This is a genomic window from Streptomyces sp. M41(2017) (assembly GCF_002078175.1).
Taxonomy (GTDB): Bacteria; Actinomycetota; Actinomycetes; order Streptomycetales; family Streptomycetaceae; genus Streptomyces.
In genome coordinates this window covers 1,719,307-1,743,047 of record NZ_MWFK01000002.1, presented here as the reverse complement: position 1 = coordinate 1,743,047, position 23,741 = coordinate 1,719,307, and the positions used below count along the sequence as shown (strand labels likewise).

Annotated in this window: 20 protein-coding genes; 18 read left to right on the top strand and 2 right to left on the bottom strand. The window is 72.1% G+C overall.

Features of this window, described 5'->3' with window-relative positions; translation table 11 throughout:
- The 12 genes from B0675_RS33395 (at nt 1) to B0675_RS33340 (ending at nt 15,218) form a co-directional block, all read left to right on the top strand.
- Nucleotides 1-1,287 (top strand): dihydroorotase, encoded by a 1,287-nt coding sequence (locus B0675_RS33395; protein WP_081223340.1) that lies wholly within the window; start codon nt 1-3, stop codon nt 1,285-1,287.
- On the top strand, nt 1,284-1,850 hold the full coding sequence (locus B0675_RS33390; protein WP_081223339.1) for a hypothetical protein: 567 nt from the start codon (nt 1,284-1,286) through the stop codon (nt 1,848-1,850). The genes B0675_RS33395 and B0675_RS33390 overlap by 4 nt, the downstream gene beginning before the upstream one ends.
- The gene (gene carA / locus B0675_RS33385; RefSeq protein WP_081223338.1) at nt 1,847-3,004 is read left to right on the top strand and encodes a glutamine-hydrolyzing carbamoyl-phosphate synthase small subunit; all 1,158 of its coding nucleotides are present in this window, start codon (nt 1,847-1,849) and stop codon (nt 3,002-3,004) included. The genes B0675_RS33390 and carA overlap by 4 nt, the downstream gene beginning before the upstream one ends.
- Nucleotides 2,997-6,305, top strand: coding sequence for a carbamoyl-phosphate synthase large subunit (gene carB / locus B0675_RS33380; protein ID WP_081223337.1), 3,309 nt, complete (start codon nt 2,997-2,999; stop codon nt 6,303-6,305). The genes carA and carB overlap by 8 nt, the downstream gene beginning before the upstream one ends.
- Nucleotides 6,306-6,399: 94 nt before the next feature.
- Nucleotides 6,400-7,506 carry a quinone-dependent dihydroorotate dehydrogenase gene (locus B0675_RS33375; protein WP_081223336.1) on the top strand — a complete coding sequence of 369 codons (1,107 nt, stop codon included), beginning with the start codon at nt 6,400-6,402 and terminating at the stop codon, nt 7,504-7,506.
- Complete coding sequence (gene pyrF / locus B0675_RS33370; RefSeq protein WP_081223335.1) at nt 7,503-8,345, top strand: orotidine-5'-phosphate decarboxylase; 843 nt, start codon at nt 7,503-7,505, stop codon at nt 8,343-8,345. The genes B0675_RS33375 and pyrF overlap by 4 nt, the downstream gene beginning before the upstream one ends.
- A gap of 274 nt (nt 8,346-8,619) precedes the next feature.
- Nucleotides 8,620-8,943: an integration host factor gene (locus B0675_RS33365; protein ID WP_081223334.1), complete on the top strand. Its 324-nt coding sequence runs from the start codon at nt 8,620-8,622 to the stop codon at nt 8,941-8,943.
- A 37-nt stretch (nt 8,944-8,980) separates the two neighbouring features.
- Nucleotides 8,981-9,538, top strand: a complete 558-nt coding sequence (gmk, locus tag B0675_RS33360; protein WP_081223333.1) for a guanylate kinase — start codon at nt 8,981-8,983, stop codon at nt 9,536-9,538.
- A gap of 37 nt (nt 9,539-9,575) precedes the next feature.
- On the top strand, nt 9,576-9,848 hold the full coding sequence (gene rpoZ / locus B0675_RS33355) for a DNA-directed RNA polymerase subunit omega (RefSeq protein ID WP_003982715.1): 273 nt from the start codon (nt 9,576-9,578) through the stop codon (nt 9,846-9,848).
- Between the two features lie 91 nt (nt 9,849-9,939).
- Nucleotides 9,940-11,142, top strand: coding sequence for a bifunctional phosphopantothenoylcysteine decarboxylase/phosphopantothenate--cysteine ligase CoaBC (gene coaBC / locus B0675_RS33350; protein ID WP_081223332.1), 1,203 nt, complete (start codon nt 9,940-9,942; stop codon nt 11,140-11,142).
- Between the two features lie 239 nt (nt 11,143-11,381).
- Nucleotides 11,382-12,590, top strand: a complete 1,209-nt coding sequence (gene metK, locus B0675_RS33345; protein ID WP_081223331.1) for a methionine adenosyltransferase — start codon at nt 11,382-11,384, stop codon at nt 12,588-12,590.
- 426 nt (nt 12,591-13,016) lie between these two features.
- Complete coding sequence (locus tag B0675_RS33340; RefSeq protein WP_081223330.1) at nt 13,017-15,218, top strand: primosomal protein N'; 2,202 nt, start codon at nt 13,017-13,019, stop codon at nt 15,216-15,218.
- A 136-nt stretch (nt 15,219-15,354) separates the two neighbouring features.
- Here B0675_RS33340 and B0675_RS33335 read toward each other — a convergent pair whose 3' ends face one another.
- Nucleotides 15,355-15,894, bottom strand: a complete 540-nt coding sequence (locus B0675_RS33335) for a hypothetical protein (RefSeq protein ID WP_081224030.1) — start codon at nt 15,892-15,894, stop codon at nt 15,355-15,357.
- Between the two features lie 348 nt (nt 15,895-16,242).
- On the opposite strand from B0675_RS33335, the gene fmt reads away from it, so the two are divergent.
- Complete coding sequence (fmt, locus tag B0675_RS33330; protein WP_081223329.1) at nt 16,243-17,175, top strand: methionyl-tRNA formyltransferase; 933 nt, start codon at nt 16,243-16,245, stop codon at nt 17,173-17,175.
- Between the two features lie 79 nt (nt 17,176-17,254).
- Nucleotides 17,255-18,688: a transcription antitermination factor NusB gene (locus B0675_RS33325; RefSeq protein WP_081223328.1), complete on the top strand. Its 1,434-nt coding sequence runs from the start codon at nt 17,255-17,257 to the stop codon at nt 18,686-18,688.
- A 34-nt stretch (nt 18,689-18,722) separates the two neighbouring features.
- Here the strand turns inward: B0675_RS33325 and B0675_RS33320 are convergent, their stop codons facing one another.
- Complete coding sequence (locus tag B0675_RS33320; RefSeq protein ID WP_107482900.1) at nt 18,723-20,903, bottom strand: MMPL family transporter; 2,181 nt, start codon at nt 20,901-20,903, stop codon at nt 18,723-18,725.
- Between the two features lie 134 nt (nt 20,904-21,037).
- Here B0675_RS33320 and rpe point away from each other — a divergent pair, with 134 nt between their 5' ends.
- The 4 genes from rpe (at nt 21,038) to B0675_RS33300 (ending at nt 23,716) form a co-directional block, all read left to right on the top strand.
- On the top strand, nt 21,038-21,724 hold the full coding sequence (rpe, locus tag B0675_RS33315) for a ribulose-phosphate 3-epimerase (protein ID WP_081223326.1): 687 nt from the start codon (nt 21,038-21,040) through the stop codon (nt 21,722-21,724).
- Nucleotides 21,725-21,802: 78 nt separating this feature from the next.
- Nucleotides 21,803-22,846 carry a sugar-binding domain-containing protein gene (locus tag B0675_RS33310; RefSeq protein WP_081223325.1) on the top strand — a complete coding sequence of 348 codons (1,044 nt, stop codon included), beginning with the start codon at nt 21,803-21,805 and terminating at the stop codon, nt 22,844-22,846.
- A 49-nt stretch (nt 22,847-22,895) separates the two neighbouring features.
- Nucleotides 22,896-23,342, top strand: coding sequence for a ribonuclease domain-containing protein (locus tag B0675_RS33305; protein WP_081223324.1), 447 nt, complete (start codon nt 22,896-22,898; stop codon nt 23,340-23,342).
- Nucleotides 23,339-23,716: a barstar family protein gene (locus B0675_RS33300; protein WP_081223323.1), complete on the top strand. Its 378-nt coding sequence runs from the start codon at nt 23,339-23,341 to the stop codon at nt 23,714-23,716. The genes B0675_RS33305 and B0675_RS33300 overlap by 4 nt, the downstream gene beginning before the upstream one ends.
- The last annotated feature ends 25 nt before the right edge of the window (nt 23,717-23,741 follow it).

Below are 23,741 nucleotides of genomic sequence, written 5' to 3'. Positions count from 1 at the left end.
ATGAGCAAGATCCTTATTCGTGGTGCGAAGGTGCTCGGCGGCGAGCCGCAGGACGTCCTCATCGACGGCGACACGATCGCCGCGGTCGGCACCGGACTGCCGGCGGAGGGCGCCGAGGTCGTCGAGGCCGACGGCAAGGTGCTCCTGCCGGGCCTGGTCGACCTGCACACCCACCTGCGCGAGCCCGGCCGCGAGGACTCCGAGACCGTGCTGACCGGCACGCGCGCGGCGGCGAGCGGCGGTTTCACGGCCGTGTTCGCCATGGCCAACACCTTCCCCGTCGCCGACACCGCCGGCGTCGTCGAGCAGGTCTACCGGCTCGGCCAGCAGCACGGCTACTGCGACGTGCAGCCCATCGGCGCCGTCACCGTCGGCCTGGAGGGCAAGAAGCTCGCCGAGCTGGGCGCCATGCACGAGTCCGCCGCCGGCGTCACGATCTTCTCCGACGACGGCAAGTGCGTGGACGACGCGGTCATCATGCGCCGCGCCCTGGAGTACGTGAAGGCCTTCGGCGGTGTCGTCGCCCAGCACGCCCAGGAGCCCCGCCTCACCGAGGGCGCCCAGATGAACGAGGGCGTCGTCTCCGCCGAGCTGGGTCTCGGCGGCTGGCCCGCGGTGGCCGAGGAGTCGATCATCGCCCGCGACGTCCTGCTCGCCGAGCACGTCGGCTCCCGCGTCCACATCTGCCACCTGTCGACCGCCGGATCCGTCGAGATCGTCCGCTGGGCCAAGTCCCGCGGCATCGACGTCACCGCCGAGGTCACCCCGCACCACCTCCTGCTCACCGACGAGCTGGTGCGCACCTACAACCCGGTCTTCAAGGTCAACCCCCCGCTGCGTACCGAGAAGGACGTCATGGCGCTGCGCGAGGCGCTCGCCGACGGAACGATCGACATCGTCGCCACCGACCACGCGCCGCACCCGCACGAGGACAAGGACTGCGAGTGGGCCGCCGCCGCCATGGGCATGGTCGGCCTGGAGACGGCGCTGTCCGTCGTCCAGCAGACGATGGTCGAGACCGGCCTGCTCGACTGGGCCGGCGTCGCCGACCGCATGTCCGCCAAGCCCGCGCGGATCGGCGGGGCCACCGGCCACGGACGCCCCGTCTCGGAGGGTGAGCCCGCCAACCTCACGCTGGTCGACACCGCATACCGTGGGGACGTGGACCCCGCGGGCTTCGCCTCGCGCAGCCGCAACACCCCCTACGAGGGCCGCGAGCTGCCGGGCAGGGTCACCCACACCTGGCTGCGGGGCAAGGCCACCCTCGTCGACGGGAAGCTCGCGTGACACCTCTCCTCCCCCTGGCCGCCGAACAGAAGTCGGCGGAAGTGACCGACTGGGCCGCCCGTATCGGCTGGCTCGTCGGCATCGTCCTCTTCATCGCGCTCGTCTACTGGCTGATGCGCGAGGGCTGGAAGTGGCGCGGCACCCTCCAGGGCGACCTGCCCGAGCTCCTCACCGCGCCGGAAGACACCGGCCCGGTGAGACTGGGCATGAGCGGTCGCTACCACGGCTCCACCACCGCCGGGCAGTGGCTCGACCGGATCGTGGCGCACGGCCTCGGCACCCGCAGCCGGGCCGAGCTCACGCTGACGGACGCGGGACTGGACGTCGTACGCCCCGGTGCGCGCGACTTCTTCGTCCCGGCCGGGCAACTGCGTGAGGCCCGGCTCGACAAGGGCATCGCGGGCAAGGTCCTCACCGAGGGCGGACTGCTCGTCGTCACCTGGCAGCACGGCGACCGGCTGCTCGACTCCGGCTTCCGCTCGGACCGCGCGGACGAGCACGCGGCCTGGGTCGAGACCCTGAACAACATGATCAAGACGACGGAAACGGAAGGCGCACGATGACGACCTCCACCCAGGGGAACGCCTCGCAGAGGAAAAAGGCGCTTCCCGCCGTACTCGTCCTGGAGGACGGCCGGGTCTTCCACGGCCGCTCCTACGGGGCCGTGGGGGAGACCTTCGGCGAAGCGGTGTTCTCCACCGGCATGACCGGCTACCAGGAGACCCTCACCGACCCGTCCTACCACCGCCAGGTCGTCGTGATGACCGCCCCGCACGTCGGCAACACCGGCGTGAACGACGAGGACCCCGAGTCGCAGCGGATCTGGGTCGCCGGCTACGTCGTCCGCGACCCCGCGCGCGTCCCGTCCAACTGGCGCTCCCGCCGCTCCCTCGACGAGGAACTGCGCACGCAGGGCGTCGTCGGCATCAGCGGCATCGACACCCGCGCCCTCACCCGCCACCTCCGTGAGCGCGGCGCCATGCGCGTCGGCATCTTCTCCGGCAACGCGCTGCCCGACGAGGGCACCATGCTGGCCGAGGTCCGCCAGGCGCCCGAGATGAAGGGCGCGAACCTCGCCGCCGAGGTCGCCACCAAGGAGACCTACGTCGTCCCCGCGATCGGTGAGAAGAAGTTCACCGTCGCCGCAGTCGACCTGGGCATCAAGGGCATGACCCCGCACCGGATGGCCGAGCGCGGCATCGAGGTGCACGTGCTGCCCGCGACCGCCACCGCCGAGGACGTCTACGCCGTGAACCCGGACGGCGTCTTCTTCTCCAACGGCCCCGGCGACCCGGCGACCGCCGACGGACCCGTCTCCGTCATGCGGGAGGTCCTGGCCCGCAAGACGCCGCTCTTCGGCATCTGCTTCGGCAACCAGATCCTCGGCCGCGCCCTCGGCTTCGGCACCTACAAGCTGAAGTACGGCCACCGCGGCATCAACCAGCCGGTGCAGGACCGTACGACCGACAAGGTCGAGGTCACCGCGCACAACCACGGCTTCGCCGTCGACGCCCCGCTCGACAAGGTCTCCGAGACCCCCTACGGCCGCGCCGAGGTCTCCCACGTCTGCCTCAACGACGACGTGGTGGAGGGTCTCCAGCTGCTCGACCAGCCGGCCTTCAGCGTCCAGTACCACCCCGAAGCGGCGGCAGGACCGCACGACGCCGCCTACCTGTTCGACCGCTTCGTTTCTCTGATGGAGGGCCAGCGTGCCTAAGCGCACCGATATCCAGTCCGTCCTGGTCATCGGCTCCGGCCCGATCGTCATCGGCCAGGCCGCCGAGTTCGACTACTCCGGCACCCAGGCGTGCCGCGTCCTGCGGGCGGAGGGCCTGCGGGTCATCCTCGTCAACTCCAACCCCGCGACGATCATGACCGACCCGGAGATCGCCGACGCCACGTACGTCGAGCCGATCACCCCCGAGTTCGTCGAGAAGATCATCGCCAAGGAGCGCCCGGACGTCCTGCTGCCGACCCTCGGCGGCCAGACGGCCCTCAACACCGCGATCTCCATGCACGAGCAGGGTGTGCTGGAGAAGTACGGCGTCGAGCTGATCGGCGCCAACGTCGAGGCCATCAACAAGGGCGAGGACCGCGACCTCTTCAAGGGAGTCGTCGAGGCCGTCCGCGAGAAGATCGGCCACGGCGAGTCCGCCCGGTCCGTGATCTGCCACACCATGGACGACGTGATCGCGGGTGTGGACACGCTCGGCGGCTACCCCGTCGTCGTCCGCCCCTCCTTCACCATGGGCGGCGCCGGCTCCGGCTTCGCCCACGACGAGGAGGAGCTGCGCCGCATCGCCGGCCAGGGCCTGACGCTCTCCCCGACCACCGAGGTGCTCCTGGAGGAGTCCATCCTCGGCTGGAAGGAGTACGAGCTGGAGCTGATGCGCGACAAGAACGACAACGTCGTGGTCGTCTGCTCCATCGAGAACTTCGACCCCATGGGCGTCCACACCGGTGACTCGATCACCGTCGCCCCGGCGATGACGCTCACCGACCGCGAGTACCAGCGGCTGCGCGACATCGGCATCGCGATCATCCGCGAGGTCGGCGTCGACACCGGCGGCTGCAACATCCAGTTCGCGGTCAACCCCGAGGACGGCCGCATCATCGTCATCGAGATGAACCCGCGCGTCTCACGTTCCTCGGCGCTCGCCTCCAAGGCCACCGGCTTCCCGATCGCCAAGATCGCCGCCAAGCTGGCCGTCGGCTACACGCTCGACGAGATCCCGAACGACATCACCGAGAAGACCCCGGCGTCCTTCGAGCCGACCCTCGACTACGTCGTCGTGAAGGCGCCCCGCTTCGCCTTCGAGAAGTTCCCGTCCGCCGACTCCACCCTCACGACCACCATGAAGTCGGTCGGCGAGGCCATGGCGATCGGCCGCAACTTCACCGAGGCCCTCCAGAAGGCACTGCGCTCGCTGGAGAAGAAGGGCAGCCAGTTCACCTTCGTCGGCGAGCCCGGAGACAAGGCCGAGCTGCTGCGCGAGGCCGTCCGGCCCACCGACGGCCGCATCAACTCCGTCATGCAGGCCATCCGGGCCGGCGCCACCCCCGAGGAGGTCTTCGAGTCCACGAAGATCGACCCGTGGTTCGTCGACCAGATGTTCCTGATCAAGGAGATCGCGGACGAGCTGGCCGCCGCCGACAAGCTCGACCCCGAGCTGCTCGCCGAGGCCAAGCGGCACGGCTTCTCCGACACGCAGATCGCCGAGATCCGCGGCCTGCGCGAGGACGTCGTGCGCGAGGTCCGGCACGCGCTCGGTGTGCGCCCGGTCTACAAGACGGTCGACACCTGTGCCGCCGAGTTCGCCGCGAAGACGCCGTACTTCTACTCCTCCTACGACGAGGAGAGCGAGGTGGCGCCCCGCGAGAAGCCCGCGGTGATCATCCTCGGCTCCGGCCCCAACCGCATCGGCCAGGGCATCGAGTTCGACTACTCCTGCGTCCACGCCTCCTTCGCGCTCAGCGACGCGGGGTACGAGACCGTGATGGTCAACTGCAACCCCGAGACCGTCTCCACGGACTACGACACCTCCGACCGCCTGTACTTCGAGCCGCTGACGCTCGAGGACGTGCTGGAGATCGTGCACGCCGAGACGCTGGCCGGGCCCGTCGCCGGGGTGATCGTGCAGCTCGGCGGTCAGACCCCGCTCGGTCTCGCGCAGGCACTCAAGGACAACGGCGTGCCGGTCGTGGGCACCTCGCCCGAGGCGATCCACGCCGCCGAGGACCGCGGCGCCTTCGGCCAGGTCCTCGCGGAGGCGGGGCTCCCCGCGCCCAAGCACGGCACCGCCACCACCTTCACCCAGGCCAAGGCCATCGCCGACGAGATCGGCTACCCGGTCCTCGTCCGCCCGTCGTACGTCCTCGGCGGCCGCGGCATGGAGATCGTGTACGACGAGACGCGGCTCTCCTCGTACATCGCCGAGTCGACCGAGATCAGCCCCTCCCGGCCGGTCCTCGTCGACCGGTTCCTCGACGACGCGATCGAGATCGACGTCGACGCGCTGTACGACGGCGAGGAGCTGTACCTCGGCGGCGTCATGGAGCACATCGAGGAGGCCGGCATCCACTCCGGCGACTCGGCGTGCGCGCTCCCGCCGATCACCCTCGGCGGGTTCGACATCAAGCGGCTGCGCGCCTCGACGGAGGCCATCGCCAAGGGTGTCGGCGTCCGCGGCCTGATCAACATCCAGTTCGCGATGGCCGGTGACATCCTCTACGTCCTGGAGGCCAACCCGCGCGCGTCGCGCACCGTCCCCTTCACCTCGAAGGCGACCGCGGTGCCGCTCGCGAAGGCCGCCGCCCGCATCTCGCTGGGCGCGACCGTCGCCGAACTGCGCGCCGAGGGCCTGCTCCCGGCCGAGGGCGACGGCGGCACCCTGCCGCTCGACGCGCCGATCTCCGTCAAGGAGGCCGTCATGCCGTGGTCGCGCTTCCGCGACATCCACGGCCGCGGCGTCGACACGGTGCTCGGCCCGGAGATGCGCTCCACCGGTGAAGTCATGGGCATCGACTCGGTGTTCGGCACCGCCTACGCCAAGTCCCAGGCCGGGGCCTACGGTCCGCTGCCGACCAAGGGCCGCGCCTTCATCTCGGTCGCGAACCGGGACAAGCGCTCGATGATCTTCCCTGCGCGTGAACTCGTCGCCCACGGCTTCGAGCTGCTCGCCACGTCCGGCACGGCCGAGGTGCTCAAGCGCAACGGCATCAACGCCGTCGTCGTGCGCAAGCAGAGCGAGGGCACCGGCCCGAACGGCGAGAAGACCATCGTCCAGCTCATCCACGACGGCGAGGTCGACCTCATCGTCAACACGCCGTACGGCACCGGCGGCCGCCTCGACGGCTACGAGATCCGCACCGCGGCCGTCGCCCGGGCCGTCCCGTGCCTGACGACCGTGCAGGCGCTCGCCGCGGCCGTCCAGGGCATCGACGCGCTCAACCACGGAGACGTGGGCGTGCGCTCGCTCCAGGAACACGCCGAGCATCTGACCGCCGCGCGCGACTAGCGGCCCAGAGGGGGACACCGGGAACGGTGTCCCCCTCTTCATGAGGCCCCCAGACCGCCCGAGGCCCGCATCGGGCTCTTCCGAGGACACGATCATGTACAAGCCCTTCTTCCACCTCGTCTTCAAGCGGATGGACCCGGAGCAGGCCCACCACCTCGCCTTCCGCTGGATCCGGCTCACCGCCCGCGTCCCCGTCCTGCGCACCTTCGTCGCCGCCGCGCTCGCCCCCCGCCACAAGGAACTGCGCACCGAGGCGTTCGGACTGCGGATGCACGGCCCCTTCGGACTCGCCGCCGGGTTCGACAAGAACGCCGTGGCCATCGACGGCATGGCCATGCTCGGCTTCGACCACATCGAGATCGGCACCGTCACCGGGGAGCCGCAGCCCGGCAACCCCAAGCAGCGCCTGTTCCGCCTCGTCCAGGACCGTGCGCTGATCAACCGCATGGGCTTCAACAACGAGGGCTCCGCGGCCGTCGCCGAGCGCCTGGCGGCCCGCACACCCGTCTTCAGGACCGTGGTGGGCGTCAACATCGGCAAGACCAAGGTCGTCCCCGAGGAGGAGGCCGCCGGCGACTACGTGAAGTCCACCGAGCGGCTCGCCCGGCACGCCGACTACCTCGTCGTCAACGTGTCCTCCCCGAACACGCCCGGCCTGCGCAACCTCCAGGCCACCGAGGCGCTGCGCCCGCTGCTGAGCGCGGTGCGCGAGGCCGCGGACCGCTCGGTCACCGGCCGGCGCGTCCCGCTCCTGGTCAAGATCGCCCCCGACCTCGCCGACGAGGACGTCGACGCGGTCGCCGACCTCGCCGTGGAACTCGGCCTCGACGGGATCATCGCGACGAACACCACCATCGCGCGCGAGGGCCTCGGCCTGTCGTCCGACCCGGCGCTGGTGGGGGAGACCGGCGGACTGTCGGGCGCGCCGCTCAAGGCGCGCTCGCTGGAGGTGCTCCGCCGCCTCTACGCGCGCGTGGGCGACCGCATCACCCTGGTGGGCGTCGGCGGCATCGAGAACGCCGAGGACGCCTGGCAGCGCATCCTGGCCGGCGCCACGCTGGTGCAGGGCTACAGCGCCTTCATCTACGAGGGGCCCTTCTGGGCCCGCGCCCTCCACAAGGGGCTCGCCGCCCGTCTGCGGACGAGCCCGTACGCCACCCTCGCCGACGCGGTCGGCGCCGACGTGAGGAAGTCCGTATGAGCCTGGAACCCTTCGGCGCCCGCCTGCGCCGCGCCATGGACGAGCGGGGCCCGCTGTGCGTGGGCATCGACCCGCACGCCTCCCTCCTCGCCGACTGGGGCCTGGCCGACGACATCGCGGGCCTGGAGCGCTTCAGCCGCACGGTCGTCGAGGCGCTCGCCGACCGGGTCGCCGTCCTCAAGCCGCAGAGCGCCTTCTTCGAGCGGTTCGGCTCGCGCGGGATCGCCGTCCTGGAGAAGTCGGTCGAGGAGGCCCGCGCGGCCGGGGCGCTGGTCGTGATGGACGCCAAGCGCGGCGACATCGGCTCGACCATGGCCGCGTACGCCGAGACCTTCCTGCGCAAGGACGCGCCCCTCTTCTCGGACGCGCTGACCGTGTCGCCCTTCCTCGGCTACGGCTCGCTGCGGCCCGCGGTCGAGCTGGCGCGCGAGAGCGGGGCCGGGCTCTTCGTCCTCGCGCTCACCTCCAACCCGGAGGGCGGCGAGGTCCAGCACGCCCTGCGCGAGGACGGCCGGAACGTCGGGGCGACGATGCTCGCGCACCTGGCCGTCGAGAACGCGGGCGAGGCGCCGCTCGGCTCCTTCGGCGCGGTCGTCGGCGCCACGCTGGGCGATCTGTCCTCCTACGACCTCGACATCAACGGTCCGCTCCTCGCGCCCGGTATCGGCGCCCAGGGAGCGACGGCGGCCGATCTGGCGGGCGTCTTCGGCCCCGCGGTGCGCAACGTCGTCCCGAACGTGAGCCGGGGCGTCCTGCGGTTCGGTCCGGACGTGGTCGCGCTGCGTTCCTCCGCGGACCGCTTCGCGGAGGAGATCAGGGCCGCCGTGACCGCCGCCTGAGCCCTTCACGACACTCCGGAACGGCCTCGGCGAGGGTCTTCCGGGCGCCCCGAGTCTGAATACATTCTCAAATCCGGGGAGTTATGTCGGAAATGTCGGGCTCCAGGGAGGCTGACCAGGACTTTTCCGCTGTTCTCGCTGACTCTGGCGCACTTGCCCGCTAGTCTCCGTCGAGAGAACGGGCAAGCGTGTTGCTCGTACCTCCCCAGGTGTGGGGCGAACAGGTTCCTCACCGGTCCGTATCCGACAGTTCGACATCCGAGGTGACGTAGGCGTGGCTCTTCCGCCCCTTACCCCTGAACAGCGCGCAGCCGCGCTCGAAAAGGCCGCCGCGGCTCGCCGGGAGCGGGCCGAGGTCAAGAATCGACTCAAGCACTCCGGTGCTTCTCTCCATGAGGTCATCAAGCAGGGCCAGGAGAACGACGTCGTCGGCAAGATGAAGGTCTCCGCCCTTCTGGAGTCCCTGCCGGGCGTGGGCAAGGTCCGCGCCAAGCAGATCATGGAGCGACTCGGGATCTCCGAGAGCCGCCGCGTTCGCGGTCTCGGCTCGAACCAGATCGCCTCTTTGGAGCGCGAGTTCGGCGGTTCCGGCGCCTGAGTCCTGGGCACCCCGGGATTGCTGGAATAATCGCTGCATGAGTGAACGTCCGCGGCTGACCGTGCTCTCCGGCCCCTCAGGGGTCGGCAAGAGCACGGTCGTCGCTCATATGCGCAAGGAACACCCCGAGGTCTGGCTCTCGGTGTCGGCGACGACCCGCAAGCCCCGCCCCGGTGAGAAGCACGGGGTGCACTACTTCTTCGTCTCCGACGAGGAGATGGACAAGCTGATCGCCAACGGCGAACTGCTGGAGTGGGCCGAGTTCGCGGGCAACCGCTACGGGACCCCGCGCGCCGCCGTCCTGGAGCACCTGGAGTCGGGTGTGCCCGTCCTCCTGGAGATCGACCTCCAGGGTGCGCGCCAGGTGCGCGAGTCGATGCCCGATGCGCTGCTCGTCTTCCTGGCCCCGCCCTCGTGGGAGGAGCTGGTCCGCCGGCTCACCGGTCGTGGCACCGAATCCCCCGAGGTGATCGAGCGTCGCCTCGCGGCGGCGAAGATCGAACTGGCGGCCGAGCCGGAGTTCGATGTCACCCTGGTCAACACCTCCGTCGAGGACGTGGCGCGTGAGCTGCTAGCCTTGGTGGAAGTTGTTTGATCTTTCAGGTCTTTTTCCACCATTCGGAAGGCAGAGCGTGTCCTCTTCCATCACCGCTCCCGAGGGCATCATCAACCCTCCGATCGACGAGCTTCTCGAGGCCACCGACTCGAAGTACAGCCTGGTGATCTACGCGGCCAAGCGTGCCCGCCAGATCAACGCGTACTACTCGCAGCTCGGCGAGGGCCTCCTCGAGTACGTCGGTCCGCTCGTCGACACCCACGTCCACGAGAAGCCGCTGTCGATCGCCCTGCGCGAGATCAACGCGGGACTGCTGACGTCCGAGGCCGTCGAGGGCCCCGCCCAGTAGTCGTTCACCTCCTCATCCCGGGCCCGGCGGCGCGACCGCCGGGCCTGTGGTGTGTCATGGAGTCGTACGTTTCCTAGTGCGGGGAGAGACGGTGGACAAGCCGAGGGTCGTCCTGGGGGTCAGCGGTGGCATCGCCGCCTACAAGGCCTGTGAGCTGCTGCGACGGCTGACGGAGTCGGGCCACGACGTACGGGTCGTGCCCACCGCGTCCGCCCTGCACTTCGTCGGCGCCGCCACCTGGTCCGCGCTCTCGGGCCACCCCGTCTCCACCGAGGTCTGGTCGGACGTCCACGAGGTCCCGCACGTACGCATCGGACAGCACGCCGACCTCGTGGTGGTGGCCCCCGCGACGGCGGACATGCTGGCCAAGGCCGCCCACGGCCTCGCCGACGACCTGCTCACCAACACGCTGCTCACCGCCCGCTGCCCGGTCGTCCTCGCGCCCGCCATGCACACCGAGATGTGGGAGCACCCGGCCACCCGGGAGAACGTGGCGACCCTGCGGCGCCGCGGAGCCGTCGTCATCGAGCCCGCCGTGGGCCGACTGACCGGCGTCGACACCGGCAAGGGCCGGCTGCCCGACCCGGGGGAGATCTTCGAGGTCTGCCGCCGCGTCCTCGCCCGGGGGGTCACCGAGCCGGATCTCGCCGGACGGCACGTCGTCGTCAGCGCCGGCGGCACCCGCGAGCCCCTCGACCCCGTCCGCTTCCTCGGCAACCGCTCCTCCGGAAAGCAGGGGTACGCGCTGGCCCGTACCGCCGCCGCGCGGGGCGCCCGCGTCACCCTGATCGCCGCGAACACCGGCCTCCCGGACCCGGCAGGGGTCGACGTGATCCAGGTCGGGACCGCCGTGCAGCTGCGGGAAGCCGTGCTGAAGGCGACGCCCGACGCCGACGCCGTGGTGATGGCGGCCGCGGTGGCGGACTTCCGCCCTCAGACGTACGCGGCCGGAAAGATCAAGAAGAAGGACGGCCAGGAGCCGGAGCCGGTCGTGCTCGTCCGCAATCCGGACATCCTCGCCGAGATCTCCGCCGAACGGGCGCGCCCCGGCCAGGTGGTCGTCGGCTTCGCGGCGGAGACGGACGACGTCCTCGCCAACGGACGGACGAAGCTGGCGCGCAAGGGCTGCGATCTGCTGGTGGTGAACGAGGTGGGCGAGAGCCGCACGTTCGGCTCCGAGGAGAACGAGGCCGTGGTGCTCGGGGCCGACGGAAGCGAGACGCCGGTGGCCCACGGACCCAAGGAAGCGCTGGCCGACACGGTGTGGGACCTCGTGACACGCCGACTGGGGTGAATGTCTCATCCACCCCTCCGGAAGCCGCGAAGTCCGTGAAATCGGGCGTGGCGACCCTGGCGGACCCCCCTGGACATGGCGCAGAATGCCCGTGCCGCAGGTCACAGGCTTCCCGAGAGGCGAGACAGGCGTCCCGCGGCTGAGCGCGACCGATAAACTGTTCTCGGACGACGCCGGGCGCAGCCCCCGGCCCGTCCACCCATGATCAGCCAGCAGCCGCTGCAACCACAGGGAGCGTTGTGTCCCGTCGCCTGTTCACCTCGGAGTCCGTGACCGAGGGTCACCCCGACAAGATCGCTGACCAGATCAGCGACACCATTCTCGACGCGCTTCTGCGAGAGGACCCGACGTCCCGGGTCGCCGTGGAGACGCTCATCACCACCGGCCTGGTGCACGTGGCCGGAGAGGTCACCACCAAGGCGTACGCGCCGATCGCGCAGCTCGTCCGGGACAAGATCCTGGAGATCGGCTACGACTCGTCGAAGAAGGGCTTCGACGGAGCGTCCTGTGGCGTGTCGGTGTCGATCGGCTCCCAGTCCCCGGACATCGCGCAGGGTGTCGACACGGCGTACGAGTCCCGTGTCGAGGGTGATGAGGACGAGCTGGACAAGCAGGGTGCGGGCGACCAGGGCCTGATGTTCGGGTACGCGACGGACGAGACCCCGAACCTGATGCCGCTCCCGATCCACCTCGCGCACAAGCTCTCGCGCCGGCTGTCCGAGGTCCGCAAGAACGGGACCATCCCGTACCTGCGCCCCGACGGCAAGACCCAGGTCACCATCGAGTACGACGGCGACAAGGCGGTCCGTCTGGACACCGTCGTCGTCTCCTCGCAGCACGCGTCGGACATCGACCTGGAGTCGCTGCTCGCCCCCGACATCCGCGAGTTCGTGGTGGAGCCGGAGCTGAAGGCCCTCCTCGACGACGGCATCAAGCTGGAGACCGAGGGCTACCGCCTGCTGGTGAACCCGACCGGCCGCTTCGAGATCGGCGGCCCGATGGGCGACGCCGGCCTCACCGGCCGCAAGATCATCATCGACACGTACGGCGGCATGGCCCGCCACGGCGGCGGCGCCTTCTCCGGCAAGGACCCGTCCAAGGTCGACCGCTCCGCCGCGTACGCGATGCGCTGGGTCGCCAAGAACGTCGTCGCCGCGGGCCTCGCCTCCCGCTGCGAGGTCCAGGTCGCGTACGCCATCGGCAAGGCCGAGCCGGTCGGTCTGTTCGTCGAGACCTTCGGCACCGCCAAGGTCGACGCCGAGAAGATCGAGACCGCCATCTCCGAGGTCTTCGACCTCCGCCCGGCGGCCATCATCCGTGACCTCGACCTGCTCCGCCCGATCTACTCCCAGACCGCCGCCTACGGCCACTTCGGCCGTGAGCTGCCGGACTTCACGTGGGAGCGGACCGACCGGGTGGACGCGCTCCGCCAGGCCGCGGGCCTGTAGCCCCCGCCTTCTCCGGCTGATCCGTGAGGCCCGGCACCCCAGGGTGCCGGGCCTCACGGCTGCCCGGAGCCCGGTGGCGGGGAAACCGGTGGCCCGGGCGGCCCCCGATTCGTACGCTGGTGATCTCCCGGTGCGCCGGTCGCGGTTCCTTCGGTGGAGTACGCCCCTGGGGCGTGCGGTGAATCTGAGTCAGGTCAAGCCGCTGCCACCCTGATCTCGGGAGAGCCCCCGGCACCGCCGTGCCCGGTGCGACGGCCGCGGATACTTCCGGGTGATGTCCCCTCGCAGGTTCGAATCCTGCTGCCGGTCCTGGACCGGCATGGCCGAGCGGCCCATGGCAGAAGCGCCCTCGTGGCGTTCGTGATCCGCGGCCGGCCTGATCTCGGGCCCACGGCGGTGTCGGTGCGGTCTGGTAGGAATACTGCTGTGAGCAGCAGGAACGGGCAATCCGAGGGTGACGGAGCTGACGGGGCTGACGGCGCCGAGGCGGCGGACACGGGCGGCGCGGACGGCGGGCCGCCCGAGCAGCTTGCGCTGATCCGGGAGACGGTCCGCCGGTCGAAGGAACCGAGGGCGCCCAAGGCCAGGCCGCGGACCTGGCGCGGGGCGGCGGTGGCGAAGGAGCTTCCGGTCGCGCGGGTCCTCGTCGACAAAGGGGTGCTGCACCTCGACCGCTACTTCGACTACGCCGTGCCCGAGGATCTCGACGAAGCCGCTCAGCCGGGCGTGCGGGTACGGGTGCGGTTCGGCGCGGGGGGACGCAACGTCCGGGGCGGCCGGCGCGAGGGCGGCGGTCTGATCGACGGTTACCTCGTCGAGCGGGTCGCCGAGTCCGACTACGCGGGGCCGCTCGCCGCCCTCGCCCAGGTCGTCTCGCCCGAGCCCGTCCTCGGGCCCGAACTGCTGGGCCTCGCCCGCGCCGTCGCCGACCGGTACGCGGGATCGCTCGCCGACGTCCTACAACTGGCCGTTCCGCCACGGCACGCCCGCGCCGAGGCCCGCGAATCGCCCCCGCCCCCGCCGCCGCCCGCCGCTCCCGACCCCGGGACCTGGCGGCGGTACGGGCGGGGCGCCGACCTCCTCGCCTCACTCGCCTCCGGCGGCGCCCCGCGCGCCGTGTGGACGGCGCTGCCCGGGCCGGAGTGGGCCGAGGAGATCGCCCGGGCCGTGCAGGCGACGCTCGCCTCGGGGCGCGGCGCCCTCGTCGTCGTGCCGGCCGGACGTCCCACCGCCCGCGTGGACGCGGCGCTCCGGGCCCTGCTGGGGGAGGGGCGGCACGCGGTGCTGACCGCCGACGCCGGACCCGAGCGGCGCTACCGCGAGTGGCTGGCCGTGCGACGCGGTGCGGTGCGGGCGGTCGTCGGCACCCGCGCCGCGATGTTCGCGCCCGTACGGGACCTCGGACTCGTCGTCGTGTGGGACGACGGCGACGCCGGACACAGCGACGACAACGCCCCCTTCCCCCATGTCCGCGAAGTGCTGGAGCTGCGCGCTTCGCGGGACAAGTGCGGCTTCCTGCTGGGTAGTTGGACATGCACCGTGGAGGCCGCGCAGCTGGTCGAGAGCGGCTGGGCGCTGCCGCTGGCCGCCGACCGGGAACAGGTGCGCGCCGCCGCGCCCCTGGTACGGACCGTCGGGGACGGCGATCTCGCGCGCGACGAGGCGGCCCGCGCCGCGCGCCTGCCCACGATCGCCTGGCAGATCGTGCGGGAGGGGCTCCGTAAGGGCCCCGTGCTGGTCCAGGTGCCCCGGCGGGGTTATGTGCCGCGGATGGCGTGCGCCCAGTGCCGGACGCCCGCCCGGTGCCGGCACTGCGCGGGCCCGCTGGAGGCACAGGACGCGCAGGCCCTGCGGTGCGCCTGGTGCGGGCGCGACGAGACGGCCTGGCACTGCCAGGAGTGCGGCGGGTTCCGGCTGCGGGCGCAGATCGTCGGCGCGCGCCGGACCGCCGAGGAACTGGGACGCGCGTTCCCGGCCGTGCCGGTCCGCACGTCAGGGCGCGAGCAGGTGCTGGACACGGTGTCCGGGACCCCTGCCCTGGTGGTGAGCACTCCGGGCGCCGAACCGGTCGCCGAGGGCGGCTACGCGGCGGCCCTGCTGCTCGACGGCTGGGCCATGCTCGGCCGCCCCGACCTGCGGGCCGGGGAGGACGCGCTGCGCCGCTGGATCGGCGCGGCGGCCCTGGTCCGCCCGCAGGGCGACGGCGGCACGGTCGTGGTGGTGGCCGAACCGACCCTGCGGCCCGTGCAGGCGCTCGTGCGGTGGGATCCCGTCGGCCACGCGGTGCGTGAACTCGCAGAGCGGGCCGAGCTGGGCTTCCCGCCGGTCTCCCGGATGGCGGCCGTGTCCGGTACCCCGGAGGCGCTCGCCGGTTTCCTGTCCGGCGTCGAACTGCCCGGCGACGCCGAGGTGTTGGGGCCCGTACCGATCCCGGCCGCCGAGGGCGCCCGCGGACGTCGGCCCGGAGGCCCGGCCACCGGGGAGCCGGCGGAGCGCGTGCTGGTGCGGGTGCCACCGGGCAGCGGCGCCGCGCTGGCGGCGGCCCTGAAGCACGCGCAGGCGGCCCGCACGGCCCGCGGCGGAACCGAGCCCGTACGGATCCGGATCGATCCCCTCGACATCGGCTGACGCACCGGCCCGCCCAGGGGCGTTCCACCGGCCCGACGGGTGAGGGACGGGTGTCCGTGTCCGGCGGGGGCAGACGCGCGACTGCCTCCCGGGGCCCTGGCCGGGAGGCAGTTCTGGTCTCTGGTGGGGGAGTGGGTCAGCCGTTGCGCGGACCGGGGAAGGCCGTGGGCCGGACCTCGTCGCGGAAGGGGCTGCCCGCGGTCGGCTGGGTGGGCATGGAGCGGGCGGCGGGGACCGTGGGCACCGCGGGGAGGCCGGCGCCGACGGAGACCGTGCGGGTGCTCGCCGTCTCCGTGGCCCGCTCCGCCTCGGCGGCGGCCTGGGCGGCGGCGCGGCGGGCGCCGTACCGACGGTGCACCGCCTGCTTGGTGACCCCGAGGGCCGATCCCACCGCGTCCCACGAGAATCCGAGAGAGCGGTCGAAGTCCACGGCGGCCGTCACCAGGGTCTCGACGCTGTCCCGCAGCTCCTGCGCGAGGCGGACGGTCGGGGCGGGGGCACGCCCGTAGACGACGAAGCCCGTGGAGGGGCCGGAGCGGCGCGGGCGGTAGACGTTGCCCAACTGGGCGGTGAGCGTGCGCAGTGCGTCCACCTGCCGGCGGACCCGCTCGATGTCCCGCACCAGCAAGTGCAGGCTGGCCCGAGCCTGGGCGTCGTGGGTTGCGTGGTCGGCCATGAACAAGCCTCTCGAACCGGCGTTGAAAAGGATCGGGCCGCTCGTGCAGCCCGCTGTGGTCAACTCTTTCTTGACCAACGCGTGGACGGGTGAGTGGTCACGCTGCGGGGGCGTGAGGGCATACGCACGGGGCGCGTCGCGGGACGTACGCCCCCTGTCCTGAGGTTGACGCGCCCCCCGGCCCGGCACTCGGACGCGGTCCCGCCCGGGCCCGCCGGACGGCGGCTGGAGAACCCCCGAGCCGCGGTGCCGCAGGCGGCATAGACTGGTGCGCTGCCCCGCGCTCCGCCCTTCCCGGCGCGCGCGTGGGCGTCGAAGTGCTCCCGCCCGAGAGGCCAACCGCCACCCATGAAGCTCGTCTTCGCAGGTACCCCCGAGGTCGCCGTTCCCGCCCTGGACGCCCTGATCGCCTCCGGGCGGCACGAGGTGGCCGCCGTCGTGACCCGGCCGGACGCCCCGGCCGGCCGAGGACGGCGGCTCGTCGCGAGCCCGGTCGCCGTACGGGCGGAGGAGGCCGGGATCGAGGTGCTCAAGCCCGCGAAGCCCCGTGACGAGGAGTTCCTGGCCCGGCTGCGCGAGATCGGCCCCGACTGCTGTCCCGTCGTCGCCTACGGCGCGCTGCTGCCCCGCGTAGCCCTCGACGTCCCCGTGCACGGCTGGGTCAACCTGCACTTCTCGCTGCTGCCCGCCTGGCGCGGCGCCGCCCCCGTGCAGCACGCGATCATGGCCGGCGACGAGATCACCGGTGCCTCCACCTTCCTGATCGAGGAGGGCCTCGACTCGGGCCCCGTCTACGGGACGGTCACCGAGGAGATCCGGCACACCGACACCAGCGGCGACCTGCTGACGCGACTCGCGTTCGCCGGTTCGGGACTGCTCGCCGCCACGATGGACGGCATCGAGGACGGCACCCTCAAGGCCGTGCCGCAGCCCGCCGACGGTGTCAGCACCGCGCCGAAGATCTCCGTCGAGAACGCCCACGTCGACTGGGCCGCCCCGGCCCTGCGGGTCGACCGCGTGGTGCGCGGGTGCACCCCCGCCCCCGGCGCCTGGACCGTCTTCCGGGACGAGCGGCTCAAGCTCGTCCAGGTCGCCACCGTGCCCGACCGTACGGACCTCGCCCCGGGCGAGCTGTCCGTCGCCAAGAACAACGTGTACGTGGGCACCGGCTCCCACGCCGTCGAGCTGCTCTGGGTGCAGGCCCAGGGCAAGAAACCGATGCGCGCGGCGGACTGGGCCCGCGGGGTGCGGATCCCCTCCGGTGAGCGGCTCGGGGTCTGACGGCCGCCCCACGGCCGGCCTGTGCCGCGCGGCGTAGGCTGATGAACGCACCCTTTCCTGGATCCGGAGCACCTTTTTCGTGAGTGAGCAGTCCCGTCGGCCGGCCAAGCCCGGCAAGCCCTACCGTCGCCCCCAGAAGGACCCGGTCCGCATGCTCGCCTTCGAGGCGCTGCGGGCCGTGGACGAGCGCGACGCGTACGCCAACCTCGTCCTGCCGCCGCTGCTGCGCAAGGCGCGGGAGAAGGGCGACTTCGACGGCCGGGACGCCGCACTCGCCACGGAACTGGTCTACGGCACGCTGCGCCGGCAGGGCACGTACGACGCCGTCATCGGGGCCTGTGTCGACCGGCCGCTGCGCGAGGTCGATCCGCCGGTCCTCGACGTGCTCAGCCTCGGCGTCCACCAGCTGCTGGGCACGCGCATCCCGACCCACGCCGCCGTCTCCGCCTCGGTGGAGCTGGCCCGGGTGGTGCTCGGCGACGGGCGGGCCAAGTTCGTCAACGCCGTCCTGCGCAAGGTCGCGCGGCAGGACCTCGACGCCTGGGTCGAACAGGTCGCGCCGCCCTACGACGAGGACCCCGAGGACCACCTCGCCGTCGTGCACTCGCACCCCCGCTGGATCGTCTCCGCCCTGTGGGACTCCCTCGGCGGCGGCCGGGCCGGCATCGAGGACCTGCTGGAGGCGGACAACGAAAGGCCCGAGGTGACGCTCGTCGCCCGGCCCGGACGCACCACCGCCGACGAGATCCTCGGCGCGCTCGACGAGGACTCGGCCCTGCCGGGCCGCTGGTCGCCGTACGCCGTGCGCCTCTCCGAGGGCGGCGAACCCGGTGCGATCGACGCCGTCCGCGAGGGGCGTGCGGGCGTCCAGGACGAGGGCAGCCAGCTCGTCGCCGTCGCCCTCGCGAACGCGCCGCTCGACGGGCCCGACCGGGTCTGGCTGGACGGCTGCGCCGGACCCGGCGGCAAGGCCGCGATGCTGGCGGGGCTCGCGGCCCGGCGCGGTGCCACGCTGCTCGCCTCCGAGAAGCAGCCCCACCGCGCGGGACTGGTCGCCAAGGCACTCGCCGGGAACCCCGGCCCCTACCAGGTCATCACGGCGGACGGCACACGTCCGCCGTGGCGTCCCGGCACCTTCGACCGGGTGCTCATGGACGTGCCCTGCACCGGTCTGGGCGCCCTGCGGCGTCGTCCCGAGGCCCGCTGGCGGCGCCGCCCCGAGGACCTCGACGGCTTCGCCCCGCTCCAGCGCGGGCTGCTGCGCACGGCCCTCGACTCGGTGCGGATCGGCGGTGTCGTCGGCTACGCGACCTGCTCGCCGCACCTCGCGGAGACCCGCGCGGTCGTCGACGACGTCCTCAAGCACTACGACGGCGGCTCCGCCGAACTCCTCGACGCCCGCCCGCTGCTGCCCGGCGTCCCGGCCCTCGGCGATGGCCCCGACGTCCAGCTGTGGCCGCATCTGCACGGCACCGACGCGATGTACCTGGCACTGATCCGCCGGACGGGCTGACCGCCGCTCCGCTCTCCCCCGTACTGCTGCGCCATCAGCCCGGGGGAGCGGCCGGTCCCGGAGTCCTGTCCGGACCCGGAGAGGCGGGGTCCGGCGGAGGCCGGGTGCCGCCGTCCTCGTGCGCCAGCCGGTTCGGCCACCACACCTTCGGGCCCACGTCCAGGAAGAGCGAGGTCACGAGGACCGAGCGCACGATGAAGGTGTCCAGCAGCACGCCGAAGGCGACCGCGAACCCGATCTCGGCGAAGCCCACCACCGGAAGCGTGCCGAGCGCGGCGAACGTGCCCGCGAGGACCAGACCGGCCGAGGTGATCACCGCCCCGGTGGTGGCCAGTCCGGTGACCACTCCGCGCCGGGTGCCCTGATGGGCCGCCTCCTCGCGGATACGGGTGGTCAGGAAGATGTTGTAGTCGATGCCGAGCGCCACCAGGAACACGAAGACGAACAGCGGGAAGGAAACGTCCTCGCCCGCGTAGTCGAAGACGTGCCGGAAGACCAGCGCGCTCACCCCGAGCGCGGCGGCCAGCGAGAGCACCACGGTCCCGATCAGCAGCAGTGGGGCCACCAGGGCCCGTAGCAGCACGCTCAGCACGAGCAGGACCACGATCAGGACGAGCGGGATCACCAGGTAGTTGTCGTGCGTCTGGGCGTCCTCCATGTCCAGCAGGGCCGCGGTGCCGCCGCCGACCTTCGCGTCGGCGTCGGGCAGCGCGTGCACGGAGTCCCGTACGCGGTCCACCGTGGCCTTCGCCGCGTCGCTGTCGGACGGATCGCGCAGCGTGGCCTCGAACAGCACCTTGCCGTCGTGCTCCGGCGCCGTGCCCGGTGGCACCCCGATGCTCGCGGGCACCACGCCCGGATCCGCCGCCACGGTCCGGCGCACCTGCCCGGCCGCCGCCGCGTCCGAGACCACCACCAGCGGATCGCCGGCGCCCGCAGGGAAGTACTGCTCGGAGATCTCCTGGCCCACGATCGAGTCCGGCTTCCCGGTGAACTGATCGGCGGCCGGGATGCCCGCGGCCCGCAGTTCGACGAGCCCGACGGAGAGGGCGGCGAGGACCAGCGCCGTCCCGATCCAGGTGGTCCGGGGACGGCGGGCGATGCGGTGGCCGACGCGCGACCAGAAGCCGCTGCGGGTCGGGTCGGACGAGCCGACGTGCGGCACGGCGGGCCAGAAGATCCAGCGCCCGAACACGAGGAGCAGGGCGGGGAACAGGGTGAGCATGGCGAGCAGGGCGACGGCCACGCCGATCGCCGCGACCGGGCCGAGACCCCGTGTCGAGTTCATCTCGGCGACCAGCAGTACCAGCATGCTCAGGACGACCGTCGCGCCCGAGGCGAGGACCGCCGGGCCCGCCCGGTTCATGGCGCGCGCCATCGCCTCGTGCCGGTCCTCGTGACGGCGCAGCTCCTCCCGGTAGCGGGCGACGAGCAGCAGGGCGTAGTCGGTGCCCGCGCCGAACACGAGCACCGTGAGGATGCCGGCGCTCTGCCCGTTGACGGTCAGCCCGGCATGGGTCGCCAGCAGATAGATCAGCGCCTGGGCCGTGAACAGGGCGACGATCACCCCGAGCAACGGCACGAAGAGCAGGGTCGGACTGCGGAAGGTGATCAGCAGCATCACGATGACGACGGCCATCGCCGCGTAGAGCAGCGTGGAGTCGATGCCCTCGAAGGCCTTCGAGGAATCGGCCGAGGTGCCGCCGGGCCCGGTGATGTGCACGGCGAGCCCGTCGCCGCCCTTGCCCACCTGGTCGCGGATGGAGTCGACGGCGGGAGCGATCCGCTGCCAGCCGGCCGCGTCCATGGTGATGGGCACGTAGATCTGCGCGGCGCGCGGATCGGCCGGCCGGTCGAAGACCGGGCCCCGGGTCTCCGCCCCGCGGATGCCGTGGTCCCGCAGCTTCTCGATCTGCCGGACGTCCTCGGCGATCTGCCGCCGGTCCTGCACCGTCAGGCCGCCCTCCCGGGCGTAGACGACGACCGCGGGGATCTGTTCGGGACGGAACTCGTTGGACACGTCGAGGACTTGGGTCGACTCCGCCGAGCCGGGCAGCCAGGACTGCGCGTCGTTGTCCTGGGCGTCGCTGAGCTTCATGCCGAGCGGTGCCACGAAGAGCAGCACCAGCAGCCACAGGGCCAGCACCAGCCACTTGGACCGGCGTCCGCACACGACGCCGACGCCCGCCCGCTTCCAGGCGTCGAGCCGCTTCATGCCCGCCCCCGTGACCGGACGCGGCGCCGCTGGGCCGCTGGGCACGGCACGCGGGACGCCCGCCGCACGTCGGCGGAGAGACCGAGGTCCGGACCGAGGAGAGCAACCGGCCCGGGACATGGCAGGCTTGGGGCATGGCCGCGCAGATCAACCCCAGCATCCTGTCCGCCGACTTCGCCCGTCTTGCCGAGGAGGCAACAGCGGTGCAGGGGGCGGACTGGCTCCATGTGGACGTGATGGACAACCATTTCGTACCGAACCTCACGCTCGGTGTTCCGGTCGTGGAGTCCCTGGCGCGGGCGACCGACACTCCGCTGGACTGCCATCTGATGATCGAGGACGCCGATCGGTGGGCGCCCCAGTACGTGGAGGCGGGGGCCGGCTCGGTCACCTTCCACGTGGAGGCGGCCGCGGCACCGATCAGGCTCGCCCGCGAGATCCGGGCCAAGGGTGCCCGTGCCTCGATGGCACTCAAGCCGGCGACGCCCATCGAGCCGTACGAGGATCTGCTTCCCGAGCTCGACATGCTGCTGATCATGACCGTCGAGCCCGGGTTCGGGGGTCAGGCCTTTCTCGACATCATGCTCCCGAAGATCCGCCGCACCCGCGAGTTGATCAAAAAGCACGGCCTCGAACTGTGGCTCCAGGTCGACGGCGGCGTCTCGGCGTCCACCATCGAGCGGTGCGCCGAGGCGGGGGCCGACGTCTTCGTCGCCGGATCGGCCGTCTACGGGGCCGCGGACCCGGCCCAGGCGGTACGTGCACTGCGCACCCAGGCCGAGGAGGCGACGGCCCGCGCCTCGTGGGCGTGCGGCCACTGAACCAAGGGAACGTGAACGCCGCCCTTCGGGGCGGATCAAGTGCGCCGGATCTGCGAGGATGAACGGCGAATCCAGAGTGTGAACAGCAGTGAGGAGATCGCCGTGTCGGGTATGTCGGCGGGCCGGTCAGCCATGCGGATGGGACCCGCTGAGCTGGTGCAGGCGGCGGCCATGGCCCGCCGCTTCTACCTCGAGGGCAAGTCCAAGATCCAGATCGCCGAGGAGTTCGGCGTCAGCCGCTTCAAGGTGGCCCGGGTCCTGGAGACCGCTCTCGAACGGGATCTCGTGAGGATCGAGATCCGCGTCCCCGCCGAGCTGGACGCGGAGCGCTCGGACGCGCTGCGCGCCCGCTACGGCCTTCGGCACGCCGTGGTCGTCGAGTCCCCGGCGGACGCCGAGGAGTCGCCCGACCCGGAGAACCTCGGTGAGGTGGCCGCGGACCTGCTCGGCGAACTGGTCAACGAGGGCGATGTGCTCGGACTCGCCTGGGGCCGCTCCACGATCCACATGGCGGCGGCGCTGGACCGGCTCCCGCCGTGCACCGTGGTGCAGCTGACGGGTGTCTACGACGCCGGGACCGCCGAGCGCGGCTCCGTCGAGGCCGTACGGCGTGCGGCGCAGGTGTCGGGCGGCGACGCCCACCCCATCTACGCGCCGATGCTGCTGCCCGACGAGGCCACCGCGGCGGCGCTGCGCAACCAGACGGGGATCGCCCGCGCCTTCGAGTACTTCGACAAGGTCACGGTCGCCTGCGTCTCCATCGGCTCCTGGGAGCCCGGCATCTCGACGGTGCACGACATGCTCAGCGACGAGGAGCGCGCCCACTACGCGTCCCTCGGTGTCGCCGCGGAGATGTCCGCCCACCTCTTCGACGCCGAGGGCCGGCGGGTCGGGCGCGATCTGGGCGAGCGCTGCATCACGGTCGAGGCCGACCGGCTGCGCCGTATCCCCGAGGTGGTGGCGATCGCGGGCGGCCAGCGCAAGGCGGCCGCCATCGACGCGGTGCTGCGCTCCGGGCTGGTCACCAGCCTGGTGACGGACACCTCCGCCGCGGACTACCTGATGACGGCGGGCACGACCCCGCGTCCGGCGCTGAACCGGGCGGACCCGGACGGCCCCTGAGGGCGCCTCAACGCGTGCCTGGAGGGGACGGCCGTGGCAGCATCGACTCATGCTGCTACGGCCGTCCCCTCGCGCGTTCGCGGGCCCTTTGACGGCCGTTCTGCTGGCCTGTCTCGCGCTGCTGCTCACGGGGTGCTCGTCCACGGACACCGCCGCCCCGGGCGACCGCGGGACCACCACCGCGAGCGGGTCCGCGGCCCTGCCCTCCTGGGTGGGCGACCGGCCGACCGTCAGCGCCGCCGAACTGCCGGCCGAGGGCCGCGCGACGCTCGCCCTCATCGACCGGGGCGGCCCGTACCCGTACGCCAAGGACGGAGCCGTCTTCGGCAACTTCGAGCGGGAGCTGCCGCAGCGTCCCCGGGGGTACTACCACGAGTACACCGTGCGGACGCCCGGCGAGGGCGACCGGGGCGCCCGGCGCATCGTCACGGGGCAGGGCGGGGAGATCTACTACACCGATGATCACTACGACTCGTTCAAGGCGGTGCTGAGATGACCCGTGGGCCGCTCGCGGAGGTGTGCCACTCGGCCGGGTGGCAGGTCAGCGAGCTCGACCTCTCCGGCGTTCTCGACAAGGCCGGCTTCATGGCCCGCTGCGTCCGCGCCCTCGACCTGCCCGAGTGGTTCGGCCGGAACTGGGACGCGCTCGCCGACGTCCTGGGCGACCCCGACTGGGGACCCGCCACCCCGGGCAGGCTCCTCGTGGTGAGCGGCTGGCGCCCGTACGCGCGGGCACGGCCCGCCGAGTGGGAGACCGCCCAGGAGATCCTGGAGGCGGCCTCCGGCCACTACCAGCAGTTCGACGCCACGCTGTCGGTCGCCCTCGTTCTTGGAGGATCCGACCAATTGCTCCCTGACCTGCCTGGATGATCTGTCCGGGCACCGCACACCAGCC

What these genes read in the sequence shown, in the direction of transcription:
- B0675_RS33305 (WP_081223324.1), top strand. Translation starts at nt 22,896, where the DNA reads ATGCTGCTACGGCCGTCCCCTCGCGCGTTCGCGGGCCCTTTGACGGCC.
- B0675_RS33300 (WP_081223323.1), top strand. Translation starts at nt 23,339, where the DNA reads ATGACCCGTGGGCCGCTCGCGGAGGTGTGCCACTCGGCCGGGTGGCAG.
- gmk (WP_081223333.1), top strand. Translation starts at nt 8,981, where the DNA reads ATGAGTGAACGTCCGCGGCTGACCGTGCTCTCCGGCCCCTCAGGGGTC.
- rpe (WP_081223326.1), top strand. Translation starts at nt 21,038, where the DNA reads ATGGCCGCGCAGATCAACCCCAGCATCCTGTCCGCCGACTTCGCCCGT.
- carA (WP_081223338.1), top strand. Translation starts at nt 1,847, where the DNA reads ATGACGACCTCCACCCAGGGGAACGCCTCGCAGAGGAAAAAGGCGCTT.
- B0675_RS33335 (WP_081224030.1), bottom strand. Translation starts at nt 15,894, where the DNA reads ATGGCCGACCACGCAACCCACGACGCCCAGGCTCGGGCCAGCCTGCAC.
- fmt (WP_081223329.1), top strand. Translation starts at nt 16,243, where the DNA reads ATGAAGCTCGTCTTCGCAGGTACCCCCGAGGTCGCCGTTCCCGCCCTG.
- B0675_RS33375 (WP_081223336.1), top strand. Translation starts at nt 6,400, where the DNA reads ATGTACAAGCCCTTCTTCCACCTCGTCTTCAAGCGGATGGACCCGGAG.
- pyrF (WP_081223335.1), top strand. Translation starts at nt 7,503, where the DNA reads ATGAGCCTGGAACCCTTCGGCGCCCGCCTGCGCCGCGCCATGGACGAG.
- B0675_RS33320 (WP_107482900.1), bottom strand. Translation starts at nt 20,903, where the DNA reads ATGAAGCGGCTCGACGCCTGGAAGCGGGCGGGCGTCGGCGTCGTGTGC.
- B0675_RS33395 (WP_081223340.1), top strand. Translation starts at nt 1, where the DNA reads ATGAGCAAGATCCTTATTCGTGGTGCGAAGGTGCTCGGCGGCGAGCCG.